18 protein-coding genes are annotated in these 22,069 nt (G+C 65.5%); 8 read left to right on the top strand and 10 right to left on the bottom strand.

Going from position 1 to position 22,069, the window contains the following annotated elements; all coding sequences use genetic code 11:
* Positions 1-6: 6 nt before the first annotated feature.
* From arcC to arcD (ABFA30_RS18535), 4 genes are all read right to left on the bottom strand, one after another.
* Positions 7-945, bottom strand: coding sequence for a carbamate kinase (arcC, locus tag ABFA30_RS18550; protein WP_225787210.1), 939 nt, complete (start codon positions 943-945; stop codon positions 7-9).
* A gap of 89 nt (positions 946-1,034) precedes the next feature.
* Complete coding sequence (locus ABFA30_RS18545; RefSeq protein ID WP_225787211.1) at positions 1,035-2,045, bottom strand: ornithine carbamoyltransferase; 1,011 nt, start codon at positions 2,043-2,045, stop codon at positions 1,035-1,037.
* A 70-nt stretch (positions 2,046-2,115) separates the two neighbouring features.
* Entirely contained in the window at positions 2,116-3,372 is a 1,257-nt protein-coding gene (gene arcA / locus ABFA30_RS18540) for an arginine deiminase (protein ID WP_225787212.1), read from the bottom strand.
* 32 nt (positions 3,373-3,404) lie between these two features.
* Positions 3,405-4,832, bottom strand: a complete 1,428-nt coding sequence (gene arcD, locus ABFA30_RS18535; RefSeq protein WP_410045782.1) for an arginine-ornithine antiporter — start codon at positions 4,830-4,832, stop codon at positions 3,405-3,407.
* 436 nt (positions 4,833-5,268) lie between these two features.
* On the opposite strand from arcD (ABFA30_RS18535), the gene arcD (ABFA30_RS18530) reads away from it, so the two are divergent.
* On the top strand, positions 5,269-6,696 hold the full coding sequence (gene arcD, locus ABFA30_RS18530; protein WP_225787214.1) for an arginine-ornithine antiporter: 1,428 nt from the start codon (positions 5,269-5,271) through the stop codon (positions 6,694-6,696).
* Positions 6,697-6,699: 3 nt separating this feature from the next.
* Here the strand turns inward: arcD (ABFA30_RS18530) and ABFA30_RS18525 are convergent, their stop codons facing one another.
* The 6 genes from ABFA30_RS18525 to gap form a co-directional block, all read right to left on the bottom strand.
* The gene (locus tag ABFA30_RS18525; RefSeq protein WP_225787215.1) at positions 6,700-7,113 is read right to left on the bottom strand and encodes a YbaN family protein; all 414 of its coding nucleotides are present in this window, start codon (positions 7,111-7,113) and stop codon (positions 6,700-6,702) included.
* A gap of 52 nt (positions 7,114-7,165) precedes the next feature.
* Positions 7,166-7,774 (bottom strand): biliverdin-producing heme oxygenase, encoded by a 609-nt coding sequence (locus tag ABFA30_RS18520; RefSeq protein ID WP_225787216.1) that lies wholly within the window; start codon positions 7,772-7,774, stop codon positions 7,166-7,168.
* A 206-nt stretch (positions 7,775-7,980) separates the two neighbouring features.
* A complete protein-coding gene (locus ABFA30_RS18515) occupies positions 7,981-10,569 on the bottom strand; it encodes a TonB-dependent receptor (RefSeq protein ID WP_225787217.1) in 2,589 nt (862 codons plus the stop codon).
* A 126-nt stretch (positions 10,570-10,695) separates the two neighbouring features.
* Positions 10,696-11,658, bottom strand: a complete 963-nt coding sequence (locus ABFA30_RS18510; RefSeq protein ID WP_225787218.1) for a FecR family protein — start codon at positions 11,656-11,658, stop codon at positions 10,696-10,698.
* A gap of 93 nt (positions 11,659-11,751) precedes the next feature.
* Complete coding sequence (locus tag ABFA30_RS18505) at positions 11,752-12,264, bottom strand: RNA polymerase sigma factor (RefSeq protein ID WP_225787219.1); 513 nt, start codon at positions 12,262-12,264, stop codon at positions 11,752-11,754.
* Positions 12,265-12,551: 287 nt separating this feature from the next.
* Positions 12,552-13,553, bottom strand: a complete 1,002-nt coding sequence (gene gap / locus ABFA30_RS18500; RefSeq protein WP_225787220.1) for a type I glyceraldehyde-3-phosphate dehydrogenase — start codon at positions 13,551-13,553, stop codon at positions 12,552-12,554.
* Positions 13,554-13,820: 267 nt separating this feature from the next.
* On the opposite strand from gap, the gene edd reads away from it, so the two are divergent.
* From edd to ABFA30_RS18465, 7 genes are all read left to right on the top strand, one after another.
* Positions 13,821-15,647, top strand: a complete 1,827-nt coding sequence (gene edd, locus ABFA30_RS18495; protein ID WP_368816308.1) for a phosphogluconate dehydratase — start codon at positions 13,821-13,823, stop codon at positions 15,645-15,647.
* Complete coding sequence (locus ABFA30_RS18490) at positions 15,644-16,603, top strand: glucokinase (RefSeq protein WP_225787222.1); 960 nt, start codon at positions 15,644-15,646, stop codon at positions 16,601-16,603. The genes edd and ABFA30_RS18490 overlap by 4 nt, the downstream gene beginning before the upstream one ends.
* A gap of 72 nt (positions 16,604-16,675) precedes the next feature.
* Positions 16,676-17,401, top strand: coding sequence for a two-component system response regulator GltR (gene gltR / locus ABFA30_RS18485; RefSeq protein WP_225787223.1), 726 nt, complete (start codon positions 16,676-16,678; stop codon positions 17,399-17,401).
* Positions 17,382-18,836, top strand: a complete 1,455-nt coding sequence (locus ABFA30_RS18480; RefSeq protein ID WP_225787224.1) for an ATP-binding protein — start codon at positions 17,382-17,384, stop codon at positions 18,834-18,836. The genes gltR and ABFA30_RS18480 overlap by 20 nt, the downstream gene beginning before the upstream one ends.
* A gap of 131 nt (positions 18,837-18,967) precedes the next feature.
* Positions 18,968-20,230, top strand: coding sequence for an ABC transporter substrate-binding protein (locus ABFA30_RS18475; RefSeq protein ID WP_410045781.1), 1,263 nt, complete (start codon positions 18,968-18,970; stop codon positions 20,228-20,230).
* A 100-nt stretch (positions 20,231-20,330) separates the two neighbouring features.
* Positions 20,331-21,239 carry a carbohydrate ABC transporter permease gene (locus ABFA30_RS18470; RefSeq protein WP_225787226.1) on the top strand — a complete coding sequence of 303 codons (909 nt, stop codon included), beginning with the start codon at positions 20,331-20,333 and terminating at the stop codon, positions 21,237-21,239.
* The gene (locus ABFA30_RS18465; protein WP_225787227.1) at positions 21,232-22,068 is read left to right on the top strand and encodes a carbohydrate ABC transporter permease; all 837 of its coding nucleotides are present in this window, start codon (positions 21,232-21,234) and stop codon (positions 22,066-22,068) included. Before ABFA30_RS18470 ends, ABFA30_RS18465 begins: the two co-directional genes overlap by 8 nt.
* Position 22,069 lies beyond the last annotated feature (1 nt).

The following is a 22,069-nucleotide window of genomic DNA, read 5'->3' as shown; positions in this document are numbered from 1 at the left end:
CTGCACTCAACGGTAGCTGATGCCCGGCTTGGCGGTGGAGACGCGGGTGCCGGCGGTGCCCTTGACGATGTCCTGGATGTCCGACAGCGAACCGATCACCGCCACCTTGCCAGTGTGGCGCGCGAAGTCGCAGGCGGCCTGGACCTTCGGTCCCATGGAGCCGGCGGCGAAGCCGAGCTTTTCCAGCTCGTCGGGGTGGGCTTCGGCGATGGCTTTCTGGGTGGGCTTGTTGTAGTCAATGTACGCCGCGTTCACGTCGGTGGCGATCACCAGAAGGTCGGCCTTGAGCTGCTCGGCCAGCAGTGCCGAGCACAGGTCCTTATCGATCACCGCCTCGATGCCCTGGAGGAGGCGTTCGCCCTTGGCCGGGTCGTACATGGTGGGGATGCCGCCGCCGCCGGCGCAGATCACCACGGTGCCTTTCTCCAGCAGCCAGGTGATCGGCTTGATCTCGAAGATGCGCTTGGGCCTGGGGCTGGCCACGACGCGGCGGTACTTGTCGCCGTCGGGCTTGACCACCCAGCCTTTCTCCTCGGCCAGGCGCTGGGCTTCTTCCTTGCCATAGACCGGGCCGATGAACTTGGTCGGGTCCTGGAAGGCCGGGTCGTTGGCATCCACTTCCACCTGGGTGAGCAGGGTGGCGAACGGCACTTCGAACGGCAGCAGGTTGCCCAGCTCCTGCTCGATCATGTAGCCGATCATGCCTTCGGTTTCGGCTCCGAGCACATCCAGCGGGTAAGCCTCGTCGGGTTTGTAGGCCTGGCCCTGGAGCGACAGCAGGCCGACCTGGGGACCGTTGCCGTGGGCGATGACCAGTTCGTTGCCGGCATGGATCTTGGCGATCTGCTCGGTGGCGATGCGGATATTGGCGCGCTGGTTGTCGGCGGTCATCGGCTCGCCGCGGCGCAACAGGGCGTTGCCGCCCAAAGCAACAACGATACGCATGGGGAATGTCCTTTAAACGGAAATGTGCTGATCGACGCTGAGCCTGTGGGAGGGAGCAGGCCCGCCTCCCACAGGGATCGCGCGTGGCGTTACAGGTCGGCCAGCGTCGACACCAGGATCGCCTTGATCGTGTGCATGCGGTTCTCCGCCTGCTCGAAGGCAATGCAGGCGGGCGACTCGAACACGTCGTCGGTCACTTCGATGCCGTTGGCCAGGTTCGGGTACTGCTCGGCGATCTGCTTGCCGACCTTGGTCTCGGAGTTGTGGAAGGCCGGCAGGCAATGCATGAACTTGGTCCGCGGGTTGCCGGTGGACTTCATCAGTTCCTTGTTCACCTGGTAGGGCAGCAGCAGCTTGATGCGCTCGCCCCAGGCCTCGACCGGCTCGCCCATGGACACCCAGACGTCGGTGTGGACGAAGTCCACGCCCTGGACCGCGGCTTTCGGGTCTTCGGTGAGGGTGATGCGCGCACCGCTCTCTTCGGCGTATTGCTTGCAACGCTCGACCAGGTCGTCATGCGGCCACAGCGCCTTGGGCGCGGCGATGCGCACGTCCATGCCGAGCTTGGCGCCGATCAGCAGCAGCGAGTTGCCCATGTTGTTGCGGGCATCGCCCAGGTAGGCGTAGCTGATGTCGTGCAGTGGCTTGTCGCTGTGCTCGCGCATGGTCAGCACGTCGGCGATCATCTGGGTCGGGTGGTATTCATCGGTCAGGCCGTTGAACACCGGCACGCCGGCATACTTGGCCAGCTCCTCGACGATCTCCTGCTTGAAGCCCCGGTACTCGATGGCGTCGTACATGCGCCCGAGCACGCGGGCGGTGTCCTTCATGCTTTCCTTGTGGCCGATCTGCGAAGAGTTGGGGTCGATGTAGGTGACGTTGGCGCCTTGGTCATAGGCGGCGACCTCGAAGGCGCAACGGGTGCGGGTGGAGGTCTTCTCGAAGATCAGGGCGATGTTGTTGCCCTTGAGGTGCTGCTGCTCGGTGCCGGTGTACTTGGCACGCTTGAGGTCGCGGGAGAGGTCCAGCAGGTACTTCAACTCGCGGGTGGAGTGGTGCTCCAGGCTGAGCAGGTTGCGGTTGTGGATGTTGAACGCCATGACGGTTCTCCTTGGATTCGGGTTGTGTCCGGCTGCCGCCGCGTGGGGGGCAGCCGGCAAGCGATGGTCGTTAGTAGTCGATCGGGTCGCGCACGATCGGGCAGGTCATGCAGTGGCCGCCGCCCCGGCCGCGGCCCAGCTCGCCGGCGCTGATGGTGATGACCTCGATACCGGCCTTGCGCAGCAGGGTGTTGGTGTAGGTGTTGCGGTCGTAGCCGATGACCACGCCGGGCTCCACCGCCACCACGTTGTTGCCGTCATCCCACTGCTCGCGTTCGGCGGCGAAGCTGTTGCCGCCGGTCTCGACCACCCGTAGCTTGGCCAGGCCCAGTTGTTCGGCGACCACCTCGATGAATGTCTTGTTCTCGCGGCGCACGTCCATGCCGTAGGGCCTGCTTTCGTCCGGCTGGATGATGAACGGCACGATCTCCCGGACCACTTCCGGGAAGACCGTGACCAGGTCGCGGTCGCAGAAGCTGAACACGGTGTCCAGGTGCATGGCGGCGCGGGACTTCGGCAGGCCGGCGACGATCACTTTCTGCGCCGCGCCCTTGGCGAACAGGTTCTGTGCCAGTTGGCCGATGGCCTGGCGCGAGGTGCGCTCGCCCATGCCGATCAGCACGATGCCCTTGCCGATCGGCATGACGTCGCCGCCTTCGAGGGTGGCCTGGCCGTGGTCCTTGTCCGGGTCGCCATACCAGACCTGGAAGTCGGCCTTGGTGAACTCGGGGTGGAACTTGTAGATGGCGGTGGTCAGCAGGGTTTCCTGGCGACGCGCTGGCCAGTACATCGGGTTGAGCGTCACGCCGCCGTAGATCCAGCAGGTGGTGTCGCGGGTGAACTGGGTGTTGGGCAGCGGCGGCAGGATGAAGCTGGAGTGGCCCAGGTAGTCGTTGTACATCTTGATCACGCTGGCGCCTTCGCTCTCCGGCAGGTCCTGGCCGGCCACGCCGCCGATCAGGAACTCGGCCAGGTGGCGCGGCTCCAGGCCTTCCAGCCAGCTGCGCACTTCGTTGGTCAGGCCGACGCCGACGGTGTCAGCGGTGATCTTGCGGTCGAGGATCCACTTGAGCGCTTCCTTGTTCTGCACGATCTCGGTGAGCAGGTTGTGCATCTCCAGCACCTCGACGCCGCGCTCGCGCATCTTGGTGACGAAGTCGAAGTGGTCGCGCTTGGCCTGGTCGACCCAGATCACATCATCGAACAGCAGTTCGTCGCAGTTGCTCGGGGTCAGGCGCTTGTGCGCCAGGCCCGGGGCGCAGACCATCACCTTGCGCAGCTTGCCGGCTTCGGAGTGGACGCCGTATTGCACTTTTTCCGTGGACATGATTCATACCTCCAAGAATGCGAAGACGTGGTTCAAAGGGTCAGGAAGCCGTCGTAGAGGCCATAGGCCGCCACCAGGGCGCCGACCACGACGGCCGCGAAGATCAGTTTTTCCACCGGGGTGAAGATGGGTTGGCCCACCTCGCGCTTGGCCTTGGCGAACAGGATCGCGCCAGGGGCGTAGAGCAGGGCCGAGAGCAGCAGGTACTTCACGCCGCCGGCGTACAGCAGCCAGATGGCGTACAACAGGGCGATGCCGCCGATGATCAGGTCCTTGCGCCGTTCGGCCAGGGCCTGCTCGTAGGTTTCGCTGCGTACCGCCAGCAGGAAGGCGTAGGCCGCCGACCAGAGGTAGGGCACCAGGATCATCGAGGTGGCGAGGTAGATCAGCGACAGGTAGGTGCTGCTGGAGAACAGGGTGATGACCAGGAAGATCTGCACCATGGCGTTGGTCAGCCACAGGGCATTGGCCGGCACATGGTTGGCGTTCTCGCGGCGCAGGAACTCCGGCATGGTGTGGTCCTTGGCCGCGGCGAACATGATCTCGGCGCACAGCAGTACCCACGACAGCAGGGCACCGAGCAGCGAGATGATCAGGCCGACGCTGATCAGCACCGCGCCCCAGTGGCCGACCACGTGCTCGAGCACGGCGGCCATCGACGGGTTCTGCAGCTTGGCCAGTTCCGGTTGGGTCATCACGCCCAGCGACAGCACGTTGACCAGCACCAGGAACAACAGCACGGTGATGAAGCCGATGACCGTGGCCTTGCCCACGTCGGAGCGTTTTTCCGCCCGCGAGGAGAAGATGCTCGCACCCTCGATGCCGATGAACACCCACACGGTGACCAGCATCATGTTGCGTACCTGGTTCATCACGCTGCCCAGGTCAGGTGAGCTCTCACCCCAGATGTCGGCGGTGAACACGTCGAGCTTGAAGGCGAACAGGCAGATCAAGGCGAACAGCGCCAGCGGCACGACCTTGGCCACGGTGGTGATCAGGTTGATGAACGCCGCTTCCTTGATGCCGCGCAGCACCAGGAAATGCACGGCCCAGAGCAGGATCGACGCACCGATGACGGCGGCCAGGGTGTTGCCTTCGCCGAAGATCGGGAAGAAGTAGCCCAGGGTGCTGAACAGCAGCACGAAGTAGCCGACGTTGCCCAGCCAGGCGCTGATCCAGTAGCCCCAGGCCGAGGAGAAACCCATGTAGTCGCCGAAGCCGGCCTTGGCGTAGGCGTACACACCACCGTCCAGGTCAGGCTTGCGGTTGGCCAGGGTCTGGAACACGAAGGCCAGGGTCAGCATGCCGACGGCGGTGATGGCCCAGCCGATCAGCACGGCACCGACACCGGCGCTGGCCGCCATGTTTTGCGGCAACGAGAAGATCCCGCCGCCAATCATCGAACCGACGACAAGTGCAACAAGTGCACCCAGTTTTAGTTTTCCGGGAGAATCAGACATTTAACAACTCCGTGCCAGGAGAAAGTTGACGACAGAATAAATCCGACGCCTTCGTCATTCGCTGATGCAGATCAGTTCATGACGTTGTGAAGTAGGAAAATTCCTTCACGCGCCTCCTGGAGAGTGCCGACAGCGTGGCTGCAGGCCTTGTGCGCTGGCACCTCCATGTCCATCTGGAGCAATCGCTCCACCGGCCTGCGAATGTTGAAGCTAGCCGCTTTTGGGTAATAAGCAAATTTTCCGGGTAAACACATTGTGTACCGGTGCAGTGTGATTCACGTCACGGAAATAACGGGCGTGAAGTTGCAGGTGGCATAGAAATACTGGTTATGAATCTTCTGCCTCTGATCGCCTGGTCTAATATAAATTGGCTGCAGCTTTTATATGAACGCAAGGGTTGTTTCATGCGTATGACAGAACGCAGGGGGGAGGCCCCATGAGCGAACCGGGACAAAAGCTGCGCCTGGGGGCGTTGATCGCGCTGGTGGTCGGTTCGATGGTGGGCGGCGGGATCTTCTCGTTGCCGCAGAACATGGCGGCGCGGGCCGACGTGGGCGCTGTGCTGATCGGCTGGGGCATCACTGCCGTCGGCATGCTGGCGCTGGCCTTCGTGTTCCAGACCCTGGCCAACCGCAAGCCTGAGCTGGACTCCGGGGTGTACGCCTACGCCAAGGCCGGCTTCGGCGACTACATGGGTTTCTCCTCGGCCTGGGGCTACTGGATCAGCGCCTGGCTGGGCAACGTCGGCTACTTCGTGCTGCTGTTCAGCACCCTGGGCTTCTACTTCCCGGTGTTCGGCGAGGGCAACACGCCGGTGGCCATCGGCTGCGCCTCGTTGTTGCTGTGGGCCGTGCACTTCCTGGTGCTGCGCGGCATCAAGGAAGCGGCGTTCATCAACCAGGTGACTACCGTGGCCAAGCTCGTGCCGCTGCTGATGTTCATCGTCATCGCCGCCTTCGCCTTTCGTGCCGACATCTTCACCCGCGACATCTGGGGCCTGGGCAATCCCAAGTTCGGCAGCGTGCTGGAGCAGGTGCGCAACATGATGCTGGTGACGGTGTTCGTGTTCATCGGCATCGAAGGCGCCAGTGTCTATTCCGGCCGGGCCTTGCACCGCTGCGACGTGGGCAAGGCCACGGTGATCGGTTTTCTCGGCGTGCTGGCGCTGCTGGTGCTGGTCAACGTGCTATCGCTGGGGGTGATGACCCAGCCGGAGCTGGCGCAGTTGCAGAACCCGTCGCTGGCCGCCGTGCTCGAGCACATCGTCGGGCCCTGGGGAGGCTTGCTGATCAGTATCGGCCTGGCGGTGTCGCTGCTCGGCGCCCTGCTGTCCTGGGCGTTGCTGTGCGCCGAGATCCTCTACGCCACGGCCAGGGACAAGACCATGCCGCGCTTCCTGGCCCGCGAGAACGCCAACCATGTGCCGGCCAACGCCCTGTGGCTGACCAACTGCATGATCCAGGGGTTCCTGCTGATCACGCTGTTCTCCGCAGGCACCTACACCAGCCTGATCTACCTGGCCTCGTCGATGATCCTGGTGCCGTACTTCTGGTCGGCGGCCTACGCCGTGTTGCTCACGTTGCGAGGCGAGGGCTACGCGGGGCAGGAGCGAATGCGCCGCAAGGACCTGGTGGTGGCGCTGGTGGCGCTGGTCTATGCCATCTGGCTGTTGTATGCCGGAGGGCTCAAGTACCTGCTGCTGTCGGCGCTGCTCTATGCGCCGGGGGTGGTGCTGTTCGCCCGGGCCAAGCGCGAGCAGGGGCAAGCCCTGTTCACCCAGTGGGAGAGGCTGATCTTCGCGGCGGTGCTGGTGGGGGCGGGGTTGGCGGCCTATGCGCTGTATTCGGGATTGCTGGGCTTGTGAGCGTCAGGCCGGGCCGGTGCCGGGGCAGGGCGGGGTAGGCCGCTCCGGGCGCGACCAGATCCACAGGTTGCCCAGGGCCATGCCGGCCAGGGCCAGGAACACCGGCCAGCGATGCTCGAGGAAAACCAGCATCAGCGTGGCGCACAGCAGCATGCTGACGGTGGCGCTGACCTTGGCGCGGCGCTGGATGACCTTGCCGTTGCGCCAGTTGTACAGGATCGGCCCGAACAGCCGGTGGTTCTCCAGCCAGGCGCTCAGGCGCGGTGAGCTGCGGGTGGCGGCCCAGGCGGCAAGGAGAATGAACTCGGTGGTCGGCAGGCCGGGCACGACGATGGCGACCAGGCCTATCCCCAGGCTGACATAGGCCAGGATCGCGTACAGCAGGCGGGACAGCTTCGAGCGGGCAGGCTGGGTCATGGTCTCACTGCAAGGGGCGGTCCGGCCACCAGGGGTGGCCGGGTAAGGCGTGTCAGGCCAGTGCGGCATCCGCGGCGTAGGCATGCTTGAGCAGTTCGGTGAAGCGCTCGAAGGCAGCGACCGCGCCACGTTCGGCGGCGGCCTCCTCCTCGGCCGACAGCTCCAGGCTGTCGAGGATGCGGGTGAACTGCTTCCAGCCCTCGGCACGGCCACCGGCCGGTTCGCCCAGGTGGCGGGCACCGAAGCTGTCCGACAGACCCAGGGCCACGGCACGCTTGATCAGGAACGCGGCGCCTAGTTTGGAGCCTTCGGAGACGAAGATCCAGCCCATCGCCTCGCCCAGGCTCGGGTTGTGCAGGGCGCCCAAGACCGGTGCGGGGACTTCGGTGTCCAGGTCGGCCAGGTCCAGGCGGGCCTGTTCGGCGCGGCAGCGCTCGGCCAGGTCGGGGACGATGGCGATCAGTTGTGGGTCGTTGTACAGGGCCTGCAGTTCGGACTGGAACAGGTACTGGGCGACCACGAAGCGTGCGAAGTTTTCGCGATTGTCGAACGGCGCATGGGACTTGACCAGGGCATCGAGCTCGCTGTGCGGCGCATGGGTGATCTGGTTCAGGCGCTGCGAGCGCAGGCTTGGGCGTTCAGAGGCAAGGGTGCTGGTCATGGAGGCGGGTCCTTGGGAATAGGCTGTCTAGTACAAGACGAACCAGGTGAGACGGAACAGTAAAAAAATCTCATCTAGAGGTGAAATTATCGTCAGGGGGCCGCTTCGCGGCCTGCTCCAACAGGGGCCGAGTCGATCACAAATAATGGGCGCTGAAGGGCCATGTGGGAGCGGCCTTGCCGGGGCGCCCCCCCCCTGACTACAGGTCAGATATCCCACACCAGGTTGATGGCGAAGTTGCGGCCCGGCATGGTCAGGCGGTCGAGGTTGGCCGGTTGGGTCACCGCTGCCTCGCCCAGGGCGTCGTAGCCGCGCACCGAGTCCCACTGCCAGTACTTCTTGTCGGTGAGGTTGTACAGGCCTGCATTGACGGTGATGTCGTCGGTCACCTTGTAGAAACCGGTCAGGTCCAGCACGCCGTAGCCCGGGGTGCGGAACTGCGAGCTGGTGCCGTCGGGGGCGAAGAAGGTGGTGTCGTCGACGCGGGTCTTGCGCTTGACCAGGGTCCAGCTGAGCAGGCCGCCGTAGTTCTGCTGCTCGTAGCCCAGGCCGATCACTGCCGTGAGCGGGTTGATGCTGTTGAGCGGCTGGCCGTTGTCGTCGTTGCGGCCATGGGCGTAGGCCAGCGAGCCCTGGGTGTACAGGCCCTGGGTTACGCCGAAGTGGTCCAGGTTCAGGCGGCCCTTGAACTCGGCCCCCTTGATGGTGGCGTGCTTGATGTTGTTGGCCTGGAAGGTCGAGCCCAGATTGGCCGACTGCACGGCGTCTTCGTTGATGAAGTCGCGGTACTTGTTGTAGAACACCGCCACGTCGAAGTTGCCTGCCTCGAAGTTGCCGCGCAGGCCGGTCTCGTAGCTCTTGCTCTTTTCCGGCTCGAGGTCGGGGTTCGGCTCCACGCGATAGCCCAGGCTTGGGTTGTCGAAGCGCCCGTACATGGCCTTGGCGGTCGGCGTACGGAAACCCTCGGCGTACTGGCCGTACCAGGTGTAGTTGTCGTTGAAGGCATAGGTCACGCCGAACTTGGGCGAGACGCGGTGCCATTTCTTGTCCGAGTCGTCGATCCGCTCGGGGGCCTCGCCGCTGCCTTGCACGCCGCGCAGGAACTCGGTGGTCATGTGCGGCTCCATGCGGGTGTAGTCGTAGCGCGCGCCTGGCAGGAAGGTCCAGTTGTTCCAGCGGATCTCATCCTGGGCGAACAGGCTGTAGGTGTCGACGGTCGGGTCCGGGAAATCGCTGACCAGTGCCTGGCCGTCCCGGCTGCTGTCCTGGCCGATGAACGCGCAGCTGCCGCCCACGTTCAGGCAGGTGCCGGTGCCGCTGCGCGAACCGGTGACCTTCTCGTGCTTGAGCGTGGTGCCGTAGGTCAGCAGGTGATCGGTCGGGCCGATGCTGAAGGATTTGTCCAACTGGGCATCGAAGACCCACTGGCGATCCTTGTAGGTGGTCTGGCGATCCCTGAATACCTCGCGCCCCGAGGCCGCGTAGATTTCATCGGTACGCTGGTCGGTCTTGGCGATCTGGTAGTTCAGGCTCCACTTCGCATGGTCGGCGACCAGGCTGTCGAGGCCGAATTCATGATTGATCCCGAAGCGCTCGCGGGTCACGGTGTCGTTGCCCTGGCGCGTGCGATAGGAATTCATGGCGCCAAAACCGGGAATGAAGGGGCCGCCCACCGCGCTGAGGATGTTCTGGTCGCGATCGTCCTTGTAGCGCTCGTAGGTAAAGCCCAGGCGCGCATCGTCGGCGTAGTTCCAGCCCAGCTTGGCCAGCACGTTGGTGGTGCGCACGTCCTCGGGGTTGGCCTGCGTGCGATCCAGGCCGGTGCCGCCATGGCTGCCGTAGGATTCGGTCTCGTGGCCATTGCGCTGGCTCAGGTGCAGCAGGCCGTCGAAGTCGCCCTGGCGGCCGGCCACGGTGGCGGAGGTCAGCCAGCTTTCGTCCGCCGAGCTGTAGCCGGTCTTCAGGCGCGCACCGACGTCCTTGCCGGGTTTGAGGATGTCGTCCGGGTCGAGGGTGAAGTAGCTCACCGCGCCGCCGATGGCATTGCTGCCGTACAGCACCGAGGCCGGGCCGCGAAGAATCTCGACGCGCTTGACGATCTCCGGGTCGACATAGTTGCGTTGGGTCTGGGCGTAGGGGCCGTAGAAGAAGCTGTCTGGAATGGACACGCCGTCGACCTGGGTCAGGATGCGTTCGCCGTCGATGCCGCGGATGTTGTAGCCATTGAGGCCGCTGCGCTGGCCCGTGCCGGCGACCGACACGCCAGGCTCGTAGCGGACCAGTTGCTGGATGTTGTTGACGTTCTGCCGGTCCAGTTGTTCGCGGGTCTGCACGCTGACGGTGCTGGGCACCTGGCTGACGTCCTGGGCACTGCGGGTGGCGCTGACGGTGAGCTGCTGCAGGGCGATGGCGTTGCCTGCCACCTGGCGTTCGAGCACCACGTTGCCGTTGCCGATCTTGCGATAGCCCAGGCCGGTGCCCTGGAGCAGGCGCTTGAGCGCGGCCTCCGGCGCCAGCGAGCCTTGCACCCCCGGCGAGGACACTCCCTCGGCCAACTCGGCATTGAAGCCGACCTGCCAACCAGTGACCTGGCTGAAGGCGTTGATCGCCGAGACCAACGGCTGCTGGGCGATGGCGAAGCGGTAGTCGCCCATGCGCGGGCCGCTGGCCTGGGTGGGCTCTGCGGCCAGCGCCGGCAGGCTGCAGGCGCCGCTGGCGAGCAAGGCCAGGGTCAGCAGCGACAGCTGCCCCATGCGGCGGGAGGAGGTGGACGGACGAGTTGGACCTGTGGACATCGAAGGCGCTCCCTGACGCGCGAACTGTTATAGGTGATGGCTGTTCTTGTTTCAAAACAAGAATCAGTTGCATTGGCTATAACGAGACGGGCAGGGCGGCGCGATCGCGTAAAAAAAGTTCGTCGGTCAGTTGATGATCACCAGCGCGGGGTACTCGTGCAGTTGCGCCGAGGTGATCTGGGCCAGGGCGCGCAAGGTTTCCAGGGGTTGGTCGAGGCGGTAGTTGCCGGTCACCGCGACCTGCTCCAGCTGCGTGTTGCGGCTGATGATCCAGCCGGGGTAGTAGCGGCGCAGCTCGTCGAGGACCTGGCTCAGCGGGCAGTTCTCGAACACCAGGCGGCCGTCGATCCAGGCCAGTTCCTTGCTCATGTCCGGGCGCTGGCGCTGGCTGAAGCCCTGGGGGCCGACGCTGATGCTGTCGCCGGCGCTCAGGCGGATGCGCTGGTCGCTGGCGGCCTGTAGGTCGACGTCGCCGCGTTGCACCCGCACCTGGGCCTGGCCATCGAGGTAGCGCACGGCGAAGTCGGTGTCGTGCACCTGCGCACGCAGTGGTCCGGCCTGGACTTCCAGGGGCGCCTGGATGCCGCCGGGCACCTGGAAATACGCCTCGCCCTGGAGCAGGCGGGCGACCTGGCGGCCCTCGCGCAGGTCGCTGGCGAAGGCCGAGTTGGTGTTGAGCAGCACCTGCGCGCCATCGTCCAGTTGCAGGCGCTGGCGCTCGCCGACCACAGTCAGGTGATCGGCTTGCAGGCGTACCGGCAGGTTGCCGAAGGTGAACAGCCCGACCAGCAACACGGCGGCGGTGGCCAGAGGTTTCCAGTGGGCACGCAGGCGCCCGCCAAGGGAGCGGCGGCGGTTGTGGTGCAGGTGGCTGGCGGCCTGGCGCAGGGGCGCGCCGTTCCACAGGGCTTCGGCCTCGACATAGGCCTCGGCGTTTTCCGGGGCGGCGCTCAACCAGGCTTCGAAGGCACGGGTATCGTCCTCGCTGGCGCATTGCAGGCGCACGAGCCAGTCCAGTGCCTCGTCCATGGCACGGGCACGGGCGTCAGGCCCGGCGGGTGACGGGCGAGGGACGGGGCTGTCGGTCACGGAGGTTCCTTGCGGTAGGTTTTTTTTTGAATGATCAGGGCTGCGGCGAGGCATGGCAAGGGCTTTGCCTCGGTCGGCCGGCGAGCGGTCGGCTCACTTGAGCCGGTCGGCCACGCCCATGCAGATGGCCATGATCAGTTTCAGTTCCTTCTGCACCGTGCTGGCCGAGACCTTCAACTGTTCGGCGATTTCCAGGTAGCTGGCGCCATGCAGGCGGCTGAGGATGAAGATCCGCTGCTGGCGCGCAGTGAGCTGGCCAAGGCTGACACTCAGGTGCCTGAGCAATTGTTCGGCATGGGCGGCGTCCTCGCTGCTGCCGGCCTGGGCGGCGACATTGTGCAGCACCTGCTCGGGGACATCGTCGACCAGGGTCCGTGCCTGCACCCGGCGTGCCCGCAAGTGGTCGAGGGCAAGGTTGCGCGCAGTCTGGAAGACGAACGGCTCGAGGTGCTCGATGGGGCGTTCGCCCAAGGCACGGGTGACCCGTAGGTAGGTTTCCTGCAGCAAGTCCTCGGCCGTGCTGGGGTTGCCGACCATGCGCTGCAACGTACGCAGCAGGGTGAGGCGCTGGGTTAGGAAGACTGTGTTGAACCGGGACTGACTCACGGGGAAACCTGGGCCGATAGGAGGTGAATGATAATGCTTATCATCATTGGCCAAGGTCAAGCCTGGAAGTGTCACGATTAGGTAAAGATCGGCAGCCGTCGCTTTCCCAATGCCGGTGAGTCAAGGCTTCAACGGCCATTTGGGGCCGCTTCGCGCCCCATCGCCGGCAAGCCGGCTCCCACAGGGGTACGAGTCGTACCCTGGATGATGCGGTTTGCAGGGGCTCTGTGGGAGCCGGCTTGCCGGCGATGGGCTGCAAAGCAGCCCTGCCCATACCCCGCCAGCGATCAGCGGGCGTTGCACAGCGCCAGGCAGTTGTCCAGCATGCGGTTGGAGAAGCCCCATTCGTTGTCGTACCAGGCCAATACCTTGAGCATCCGACCGTTGGCCCGGGTATGGTTGGCATCGAAGATCGACGACAGCGGGTTGTGGTTGAAATCGCACGACACCAGCGGCAGGGCGTTGTAGCCCAGCACCCGGGAATGCCGGCTGGCCTCGAGGAACAAGCTGTTGACTTCCTCGGCGCTGGCCTCGCGCTTGAGGTTGACGGTCAGGTCCACCAGCGACACGTTGATCACCGGTACCCTGACCGCCATGCCGGTGAGCTTGCCGGCCAGTTCCGGCAGCACCAGGCCCACGGCCTCGGCGGCGCCGGTCTTGCTCGGGATCATCGACTGGGTCGCCGAACGTGCACGGTACGGATCGCCGTGATAGACATCGGTGAGCACCTGGTCGTTGGTGTAGGCATGGATGGTGGTCATCAGGCCCTGCTCGATGCCGAACTCGCGGTGCAGCACCTGGGCGATCGGCGCCAGGCAGTTGGTGGTGCAGGAAGCATTGGAAATGACCTGGTGCGAGGCGCGCAGGATATCGTGGTTGACCCCATACACCACCGTGGCATCGGCGCCCTTGGCCGGTGCCGAGACGATCACCTTGCCGGCTCCGGCGGCCAGGTGAGCGGCGGCCTTGGCGCGCTCGGTGAACAGCCCGGTGCATTCGAACACCACGTCCACCGCCTCGGCTTTCCACGGCAGCTCCGCCGGGTTGCGGATGGCACTGACGGCGATACGGTCGCCATTGACCGTCAGGCTCTCGTGATCGGCCTGGACATCGGCCTCGAAGATCCCATGCACGCTGTCGTACTTGAGCAGGTGGGCGTTCATGGCGCTGTCACCCAGGTCGTTGATGGCGACGACCTGCAGGTCCTGGCGGTAGCCTTGGGTATAGAGTGCGCGCAGGACGTTGCGTCCGATGCGGCCGAATCCATTGATGGCGATGCGAAGGGTCATGGCACTACCTCTGGCGGTCCGGGTGAAGCCTGTGGCAAAAAGAGCAGCTTCACTGAAACGGTTTTGTTGTTGGAATTACAAGATTATTCACTGACAGATAGAAAACAAGCCTTTTTGATGGCAGTATTTTGTTTAAACCTACAACGAGTGGTTGGGCCAGCCTTCCCTCGATTGCCTCAGGCACCTTTTCCTTGAGCCTAGGTCGCAATCGTTTGAAGGGGAAATGCCCTGTGAGACCACCCCCACTGTTAGCCTGGAGTCCAGTACATGCATCCGCGCATCCTTGAGGTCACCGAACGGTTGGTCGAACGCAGCCGTCCCACCCGTGAACGCTACCTGGAGCTGATTCGCGGCGCTGCCAGCGACGGACCGATGCGCGCCGGCCTGCAGTGCGCCAACTTCGCCCACGGCGTGGCCGGCTGCGGCACCCAGGACAAGCAGGCCCTGCGGATGATGAACGCCGCCAACGTGGCCATCGTCTCGGCCTACAACGACATGCTCTCGGCCCACCAGCCGTACCTGCACTTCCCCGAACTGATCAAGCAGGCCCTGCGCGAGATCGGTTCGGTCGGCCAGTTCGCCGGTGGCGTGCCGGCCATGTGCGATGGCGTGACCCAGGGCGAGCCGGGCATGGAGCTGGCCATCGCCAGCCGCGAAGTGATCGCCATGTCCACCGCCGTCGCCCTGTCGCACAACATGTTCGACGCCGCGCTGATGCTGGGCATCTGCGACAAGATCGTCCCCGGCCTGATGATGGGGGCGCTGCGCTTCGGTCACCTGCCGACCATCTTCGTCCCTGGCGGGCCGATGCCTTCGGGGATCTCCAACAAGCAGAAGGCCGACGTGCGCCAGCGCTACGCCGAGGGCAAGGCCAGCCGCGAGGAACTGCTCGAGTCGGAGATGAAGTCCTACCACAGCCCCGGCACCTGCACCTTCTACGGCACCGCCAACACCAACCAGCTGGTCATGGAAGTGATGGGCCTGCACCTGCCGGGCGCCTCGTTCGTCAACCCTTACACGCCGCTGCGCGATGCCCTGACCGCCGAGGCGGCGCAGCAGGTCACGCGCATGACCAAGGCCAGCGGCAGCTTCATGCCCCTGGGCGAGATCGTCGACGAGAAGGCGTTGGTCAACGCCATCGTCGCCCTGCATGCCACCGGTGGTTCGACCAACCACACCCTGCACATCCCGGCGATCGCCCAGGCCGCCGGCATCCAGCTGACCTGGCAGGACATGGCGGACCTCTCCGAGGTGGTGCCGACCCTGTCCCACGTCTATCCCAACGGCAAGGCCGACATCAACCACTTCCAGGCCGCCGGCGGCATGGCCTTCCTGATCCGCGAACTGCTCGACGCCGGGCTCCTGCACGAGGACGTCAACACCGTGGCCGGCCATGGCCTGCGCCGCTATACCCAGGAGCCGTTTCTCGAGGACGGCAAGCTGGTCTGGCGCGAAGGGCCGGCGCAAAGCCTCGACGAGAACATCCTGCGGCCGGTGGCCCGGCCGTTCTCGGCCGAAGGTGGCCTGAGGGTGATGGCGGGCAACCTGGGCCGTGGGGTCATGAAGGTTTCCGCCGTGGCGCCCGAGCATCAGGTGGTGCAGGCGCCGGCGCGGGTGTTCCACGACCAGCAGTCCCTGGCCGATGCCTTCAAGGCCGGGGAGCTGGAGCGCGACTTCGTCGCCGTGGTGCGTTTCCAGGGGCCACGCTGCAACGGCATGCCCGAGCTGCACAAGCTGACGCCGTTCCTCGGCGTGCTGCAGGACCGTGGCTACAAGGTGGCGCTGGTCACCGACGGGCGTATGTCTGGCGCCTCGGGCAAGATCCCGGCGGCCATCCATGTCTGCCCGGAAGCCTATGACGGCGGCCCGCTGGCACGGGTGCGCGATGGTGATATCGTGCGGGTCGACGGTGTCGAAGGCACGCTGCAGGTCATGGTACCGGCCGAGGAAATGGCCACCCGCGAGTTGCCCGAGCCACCCCGGGGCAACGACCTGGGCTGTGGCCGCGAGCTGTTCGGCTTCATGCGCATGGCGTTCAGCCCGGCCGAGCAGGGCGCCAGCGCCTTCACCTCGGCCCTGGAGAACCTCAAATGAAGGCCTTGCTGGTCGGTGACATCGGCGGCACCAATGCCCGTTTCGCCCTGTGGCGCGATAACCGGCTGCATGCCGTGCAGGTGCTGGCGACTGCCGACTACACCCGCCCCGAACAGGCCATCGAGGCCTACCTTGCCGAGCAGGGCATCGGCCGTGGCGCTCTGGCGGCGGTGTGCCTGGCGGTGGCCGGGCCGGTGGATGGCGACGAGTTCCGCTTCACCAACAACCACTGGCGCTTGAGCCGCCGTGCCTTCTGCCAGGCGCTGCAGGTCGAGCGCTTGCTGTTGCTCAACGATTTTTCCGCCATGGCCCTGGGCATGACCCGCCTGCAGGACGGCGAATACCGCCAGGTCTGCCCGGGCGAGGCGGACCCTGCGCGTCCGGCGCTGGTCATCGGCCCTGGTACCGGCCTGGGCGTGGGCACCCTGTTGCGCCTGGATGAACAGCGCTGGCTGGCGCTGCCGGGGGAGGGCGGGCACGTCGACCTGCCGGTGGGCAATACCCGCGAGGCGGCGATCCACCAGCAGATCCACCGGCAGATCGGCCATGTCAGCGCCGAGACCGTGCTCAGTGGTGGCGGCCTGGTGCGCCTGTACCAGGCCATCTGCGCCCTGGACGGCGATACGCCACGGCACAAGACCCCGGCGCAGATCACCGATGCCGCCCTGGGCGGCGAGCCACGGGCGATGGCGGTGATCGAGCAGTTCTGCCGCTTTCTTGGCCGGGTGGCGGGCAACAATGTGCTCACCCTCGGGGCGCGGGGCGGGGTCTATATCGTCGGCGGCGTGATCCCGCGCTTTGCCGAGCTGTTCTTGCACAGCGGGTTCGCTGCAAGCTTTGCCGACAAGGGCTGCATGAGCGGGTATTTCGAAGGGCTGCCGGTATGGCTGGTGACGGCGGAGTTCTCCGGGTTGCTCGGTGCCGGGGTGGCGTTGCAGCAGGCATTGCAGGACTGATTCAAGCGGGCTGCACAGCAGCCCCGACAACAGCGGGCATGAAGACCCGCGCCAACCAGAGGATGGGACGTTGTGAGCACTGCCGGAAAATCGATCCTGATGGTCGACGACGACCAGGAGATCCGTGAACTGCTGCAAACCTACCTGAGCCGGGCCGGCTTCCAGGTCCACGCCGCGGCCGATGGCCAGGGCTTTCGCCAGGCACTGGACAGCCAGCCTTGCGACCTGGTGATCCTCGACGTGATGCTGCCCGACGAGGACGGCTTCAGCCTGTGCCGCTGGGTGCGCCAGCACCCGCGCCAGGCACGGGTGCCGATCATCATGCTGACCGCCAGTTCCGACGAGACCGACCGGGTCATCGGCCTGGAGCTGGGGGCCGACGACTACCTCGGCAAACCCTTCAGCCCCCGCGAGCTGCAGGCGCGGATCAAGGCCCTGTTGCGCCGTACCGAATTCGCCCAGGCCGCGCCGGCCGGTGCCGTGCTGGCCTTCGACGACTGGCGCCTGGACACCATCAGCCATCGCCTGTTCCACCGTGATGGCGAGGAGGTGATCCTCTCCGGCGCCGACTTCGCCCTGCTCAAGCTGTTCCTCGACCATCCGCAGCAGATCCTCGACCGCGACACCATCGGCAACGCCACCCGCGGCCGCGAGCCGATGCCCCTGGATCGCATCGTCGACATGGCGGTCAGCCGCCTGCGCCAGCGGCTGCGCGACACCGACAAGCCACCACGCCTGATCCGCACCGTGCGCGGCAGCGGCTACCTGCTGGCGGCCCATGTCTGCGCGGCCTGCTGAACGGCGCTGGCGCCTGCTGCCGCGCTCGCTGCTCGGGCGCATGCTGCTGCTGACCCTGCTGGTGGTCCTGCTGGCGCAAGGGCTGTCGAGCCTGATCTGGGTGTCGCAGCTGCGTGCCAGCCAGTTGCAGGGCCTGCAGGCCAGCGCCCGCAGCCTGGCCCACTCCATGAGCGCGAGTGTCAGTTACTTCCGCTCGTTGCCGGTGGCCTACCGGCCGATGATCCTCGACCAGTTGCGCAGCATGGGCGGGACGCGCTTCTTCGTCTCGCTCAACGAAAAGCCCCTGGACATGCCGCTGCTGCCGGTCACGCCGCGCAAGCAGGCGGTGATCGAGGTCTTCCAGGAGGTATTGCACGAGCGCCTCGGCCAGCAGGTGGAGATCAGCGTGGCGTTCGTCAGCCCCCAGGAACTGCGCATCTTCAACAGCGGCCTGAGGCTCGACGAGTTGCCGCGCTCCTGGGCGCACTACTCGCTGACCCTGGAGCCGCTCAACCCGCCGGTGCTGGTGACGCAGATCCGCCTGGACGAGGGCGAGTGGCTGTACATCGCCTCGTTGCTGCCGGAGCCCTACACGGGCCTGGAGGCCGAGCGGCTGCCACGCCAGCAGATCGGCTTCATCGCCCTGACCACGGCCTTGCTGCTGCTGTTCATCGGCCTGCTGGTGCATTGGCAGAGCCGCCCGCTCAAGCGCCTGGCGCGGGCGGCGCGGGAGATGTCGCTGGGGGCGGACGTGGCGCCGGTGACCGAAGGCGGTGGCAGCGAGGTGGCCGACGTGGGGCGCGCTTTCAACAGCATGCGTGAGCGCATCAGTCGCTACCTGACCGAGCGCAGCCAGTTGTTCAGCGCCATCTCCCACGACCTGCGCACGCCGATCACGCGCCTGCGCCTGCGGGTCGAGCTGCTCGACGACGAGCGGATGCAGGCCAAGTTCAGCCGCGACCTCGACGAGCTGGAGCTGCTGGTCAAGGGCGCGCTGCAGTGCGTGAAGGACACCGACATCCACGAGAACATCGAGCCGATCGACCTCAACCAGGTCCTGGAGATCCTCGCCGAGCCCTACCTGGGCGATGGCCGCATCACCGTCGAGGGCCGCGCCCTGGCGCCTTATCCGGGCAAGCCGCTGGCCTTGCGCCGTTGCATCGGCAACCTGATCGACAACGCCATCAAGTACGGCGAGCGGGCGCACCTGCGCATCCTCGACAGCGCCACCGGGTTCGTCCTGCAAGTGGACGACCAGGGGCCCGGGGTGCCTGAGCAGCGCCTGGAGCAGGTGTTCGAGCCGCATTTTCGCCTGGCCGGGCAGCAGCAGGGCTACGGTCTGGGGTTGGGGATCGCGCGCAACATCGCCCACAGCCACGGTGGCGAGGTGAGCCTGCTGAACCTGCGCCAGGGTGGCCTGCGGGTCACCTTGAGCTTGCCGCGCACGGCCGACTGAGCGGCGAATGTCACGGTTCGGTGACATTCGCGCATCCCTTCGTTACCTGGCGGCGCCGGTGTGCTGGTTAGACTTCGGGGCAAGCGCAAGCCTCAGCTTGCACCTGCATAACAACAAGAAAGGTTTTCACGATGAATGCGATCACCCGTCTCGCCGCTGTCGTTTCCCTCGCTTCGCTCATGCCCCTTTCTGCCATCGCTGCCAACAACGGCACCGTCGAAGTCCTGCACTGGTGGACCTCGGGCGGTGAAGCCGCGGCGGTCAAGACCCTCAAGGAGCAGATCGAGCAGGACGGCTTCACTTGGAAGGACAATGCCGTGGCCGGTGGCGGTGGTGCCGCGGCCATGACCGTGCTCAAGAGCCGCGCCGTGGCGGGCAACCCGCCGGCCGCCGCGCAGATCAAGGGGCCGGACATCCAGGAATGGGGCGCCCTGGGCCTGCTCACCGAGCTGGACGAGGTGGCCGAGGCCAACCAGTGGGATCAACTGCTGCCGGCCAAGCTGACCCACATCTGGAAATACGACGACCACTACGTCGCGGTGCCGGTGAACATCCACCGGGTGAACTGGCTGTGGGTCAACCCGCAGGTGTTCGACAAGGCCGGCGCCAAGGTGCCGACCACCCTGGACGAGCTGTTCGCCGCCGCCGACAAGCTCAAGGCCGCCGGCTTCCAGCCCCTGGCCCATGGCGGTCAGCCATGGCAGGACAGCACCGTGTTCGAGAGCCTGGTGCTGAGCATCCTCGGCCCCGAGGGTTACCACAAGGCGTTCGTCGAGCTGGACCCGCAGACCCTCACCGGCGACAAGATGGTCGAGACCTTCAAGGTCCTGCAGCGCCTGGGTAGCTACATGGACCCCAACCGCGCCGGCCGCGACTGGAACATCGCCGCCGCCGAGGTCATCAACGGCAAGGCCGGCATGCAGATCATGGGCGACTGGGCCAAGAGCGAATGGACCGCAGCCCACAAGGTCGCCGGCAAGGACTACCAGTGCGTGCCGTTCCCAGGCACCCAGGGCAGTTTCACCTACAACATCGACTCCCTGGCGATGTTCAAGCTCAAGGACGACAACGACATCAAGGCCCAGGGCGACCTGGCCAAGGTCGCCCTGGAACCGGCCTTCCAGACCGCCTTCAACCAGGCCAAGGGCTCGCTGCCGGTGCGCCAGGGCATGGACATGAGCCCGTTCGACGCCTGCACCCAGCAGTCGCAGAAGGACTTCCAGGAGGCCGGAAAAGGCGAAGGCCTGCAGCCGAGCATGGCGCACAACATGGCCTCGTCGCTGGCGGTGCAGGGGGCCATCTTCGACGTGGTCACCAACTTCCTCAACGACCCCAAGGCCGATCCGGCCAAGGCGGCCCGGCAACTGGGTGCAGCGATCAAGGCGGCCCAGTAAGGCGGGGTGTCAGTTCGGGCCTATCCGCGCCGAACCGCCGCGAATAGGCCAGAACTGACACCGCACTCCATAAATCCATGCACCCCAGCAGGATTTCCTCATGAACACAGTAACCGCAACCCTGCGGGCCTCCCCCCTGGACGCCCTGCAGCGCTGGCTCCCGAAACTGGTGCTGGCCCCCAGCATGCTGATCGTCCTGGTGGGCTTCTATGGCTACATCCTCTGGACCTTCGTGCTGTCCTTCACCCACTCCAGCTTCATGCCCAGCTACAAATGGGCCGGGCTGACCCAGTACCTGAAGCTGCTGGACAACGACCGTTGGTGGGTCGCCAGCAAGAACCTGCTGGTCTTCGGTGGCCTGTTCATCGCCATCAGCCTGGCTGTCGGCGTGCTGCTGGCGGTATTGCTGGACCAGCGCATCCGCCGCGAAGGCGTCATCCGCACCGTCTACCTCTACCCCATGGCCCTGTCGATGATCGTCACCGGCACCGCCTGGAAGTGGCTGCTCAACCCCGGCCTGGGCCTGGACAAGCTCCTGCGCGACTGGGGCTGGGAGGGGTTTCGCTTCGACTGGCTGGTAGACCCGGACCGGGTCGTCTACTGCCTGGTGATCGCTGCCGTGTGGCAGGCCTCGGGCTTCGTCATGGCGCTGTTCCTGGCCGGATTGCGTGGGGTCGACTCGTCGATCGTGCGTGCCGCCCAGGTCGATGGCGCGAGCCTGCCGAGGATCTACCTGCGCATCGTCCTGCCGAGCCTGCGCCCGGTGTTCTTCAGCGCCCTGATGATCCTCGCCCACATCGCCATCAAGAGCTTCGACCTGGTCGCCGCCATGACCGCTGGCGGGCCGGGTTACGCCTCCGACCTGCCGGCGATGTTCATGTACAACTTCACCTTCAGCCGCGGGCAGATGGGCATGGGCTCGGCCAGTGCGATCCTCATGCTCGGCGCCATCCTGGCGATCCTGGTGCCCTACCTGTATTCGGAACTGAGGAACAAGCGCCATGACTAGCCCGCGTTGGTTCTCCCCCAGCCGCCTGGCCATCCATGCCACCCTGCTGGCCGCCTGCGCCCTGTACTTGGTGCCGCTGGTGGTGATGCTGCTGACCAGCTTCAAGTCGCCCGACGACATCCGCACCGGCAACCTGCTGAGCTGGCCGGAAGTGGTCACCGGTATCGGCTGGATCAAGGCCTGGGACACGGTAGGCGGCTACTTCTGGAACTCGGTGAAGATCACCGTGCCGGCGGTGCTCATCTCGACCCTGGTGGGCGCGCTCAACGGCTACGTGCTGTCGATGTGGCGTTTCCGTGGCTCGCAGCTGTTCTTCGGGCTGCTGCTGTTCGGCTGCTTCCTGCCATTCCAGACCGTGCTGCTGCCGGCTTCGTTCACCCTCGGCAAGCTGGGCCTGGCCAGCACCACCACCGGCCTGGTGCTGGTGCACATCGTCTACGGGCTGGCCTTCACCACGCTGTTCTTTCGCAACTACTACTGCAGCGTGCCCGAGGCCCTGGTGCGGGCGGCGCGTCTGGACGGGGCGGGGTTCTTCACCATTTTCGGGCGGATCCTGCTGCCCATGTCGGTGCCGATCATCATGGTCTGCCTGATCTGGCAGTTCACCCAGATCTGGAACGACTTCCTCTTCGGCGTGGTGTTCGCCAGCGGCGACGCCCAGCCCATCACCGTGGCCCTGAACAACCTGGTCAACACCAGCACCGGGGTCAAGGAATACAACGTCGACATGGCGGCGGCGATGATCGCGGGGCTTCCGACCCTGCTGGTCTACGTCCTCGCTGGCAAATACTTCCTGCGCGGCCTCACCGCCGGCGCGGTCAAGGGGTGAC

Origin of the sequence: Pseudomonas sp. HLMP (genome assembly GCF_046365545.1) — a bacterium.
GTDB lineage: Bacteria > Pseudomonadota > Gammaproteobacteria > Pseudomonadales > Pseudomonadaceae > Aquipseudomonas > Aquipseudomonas guariconensis_B.
This window is presented reverse-complemented; position numbering and strand designations above follow the sequence as displayed.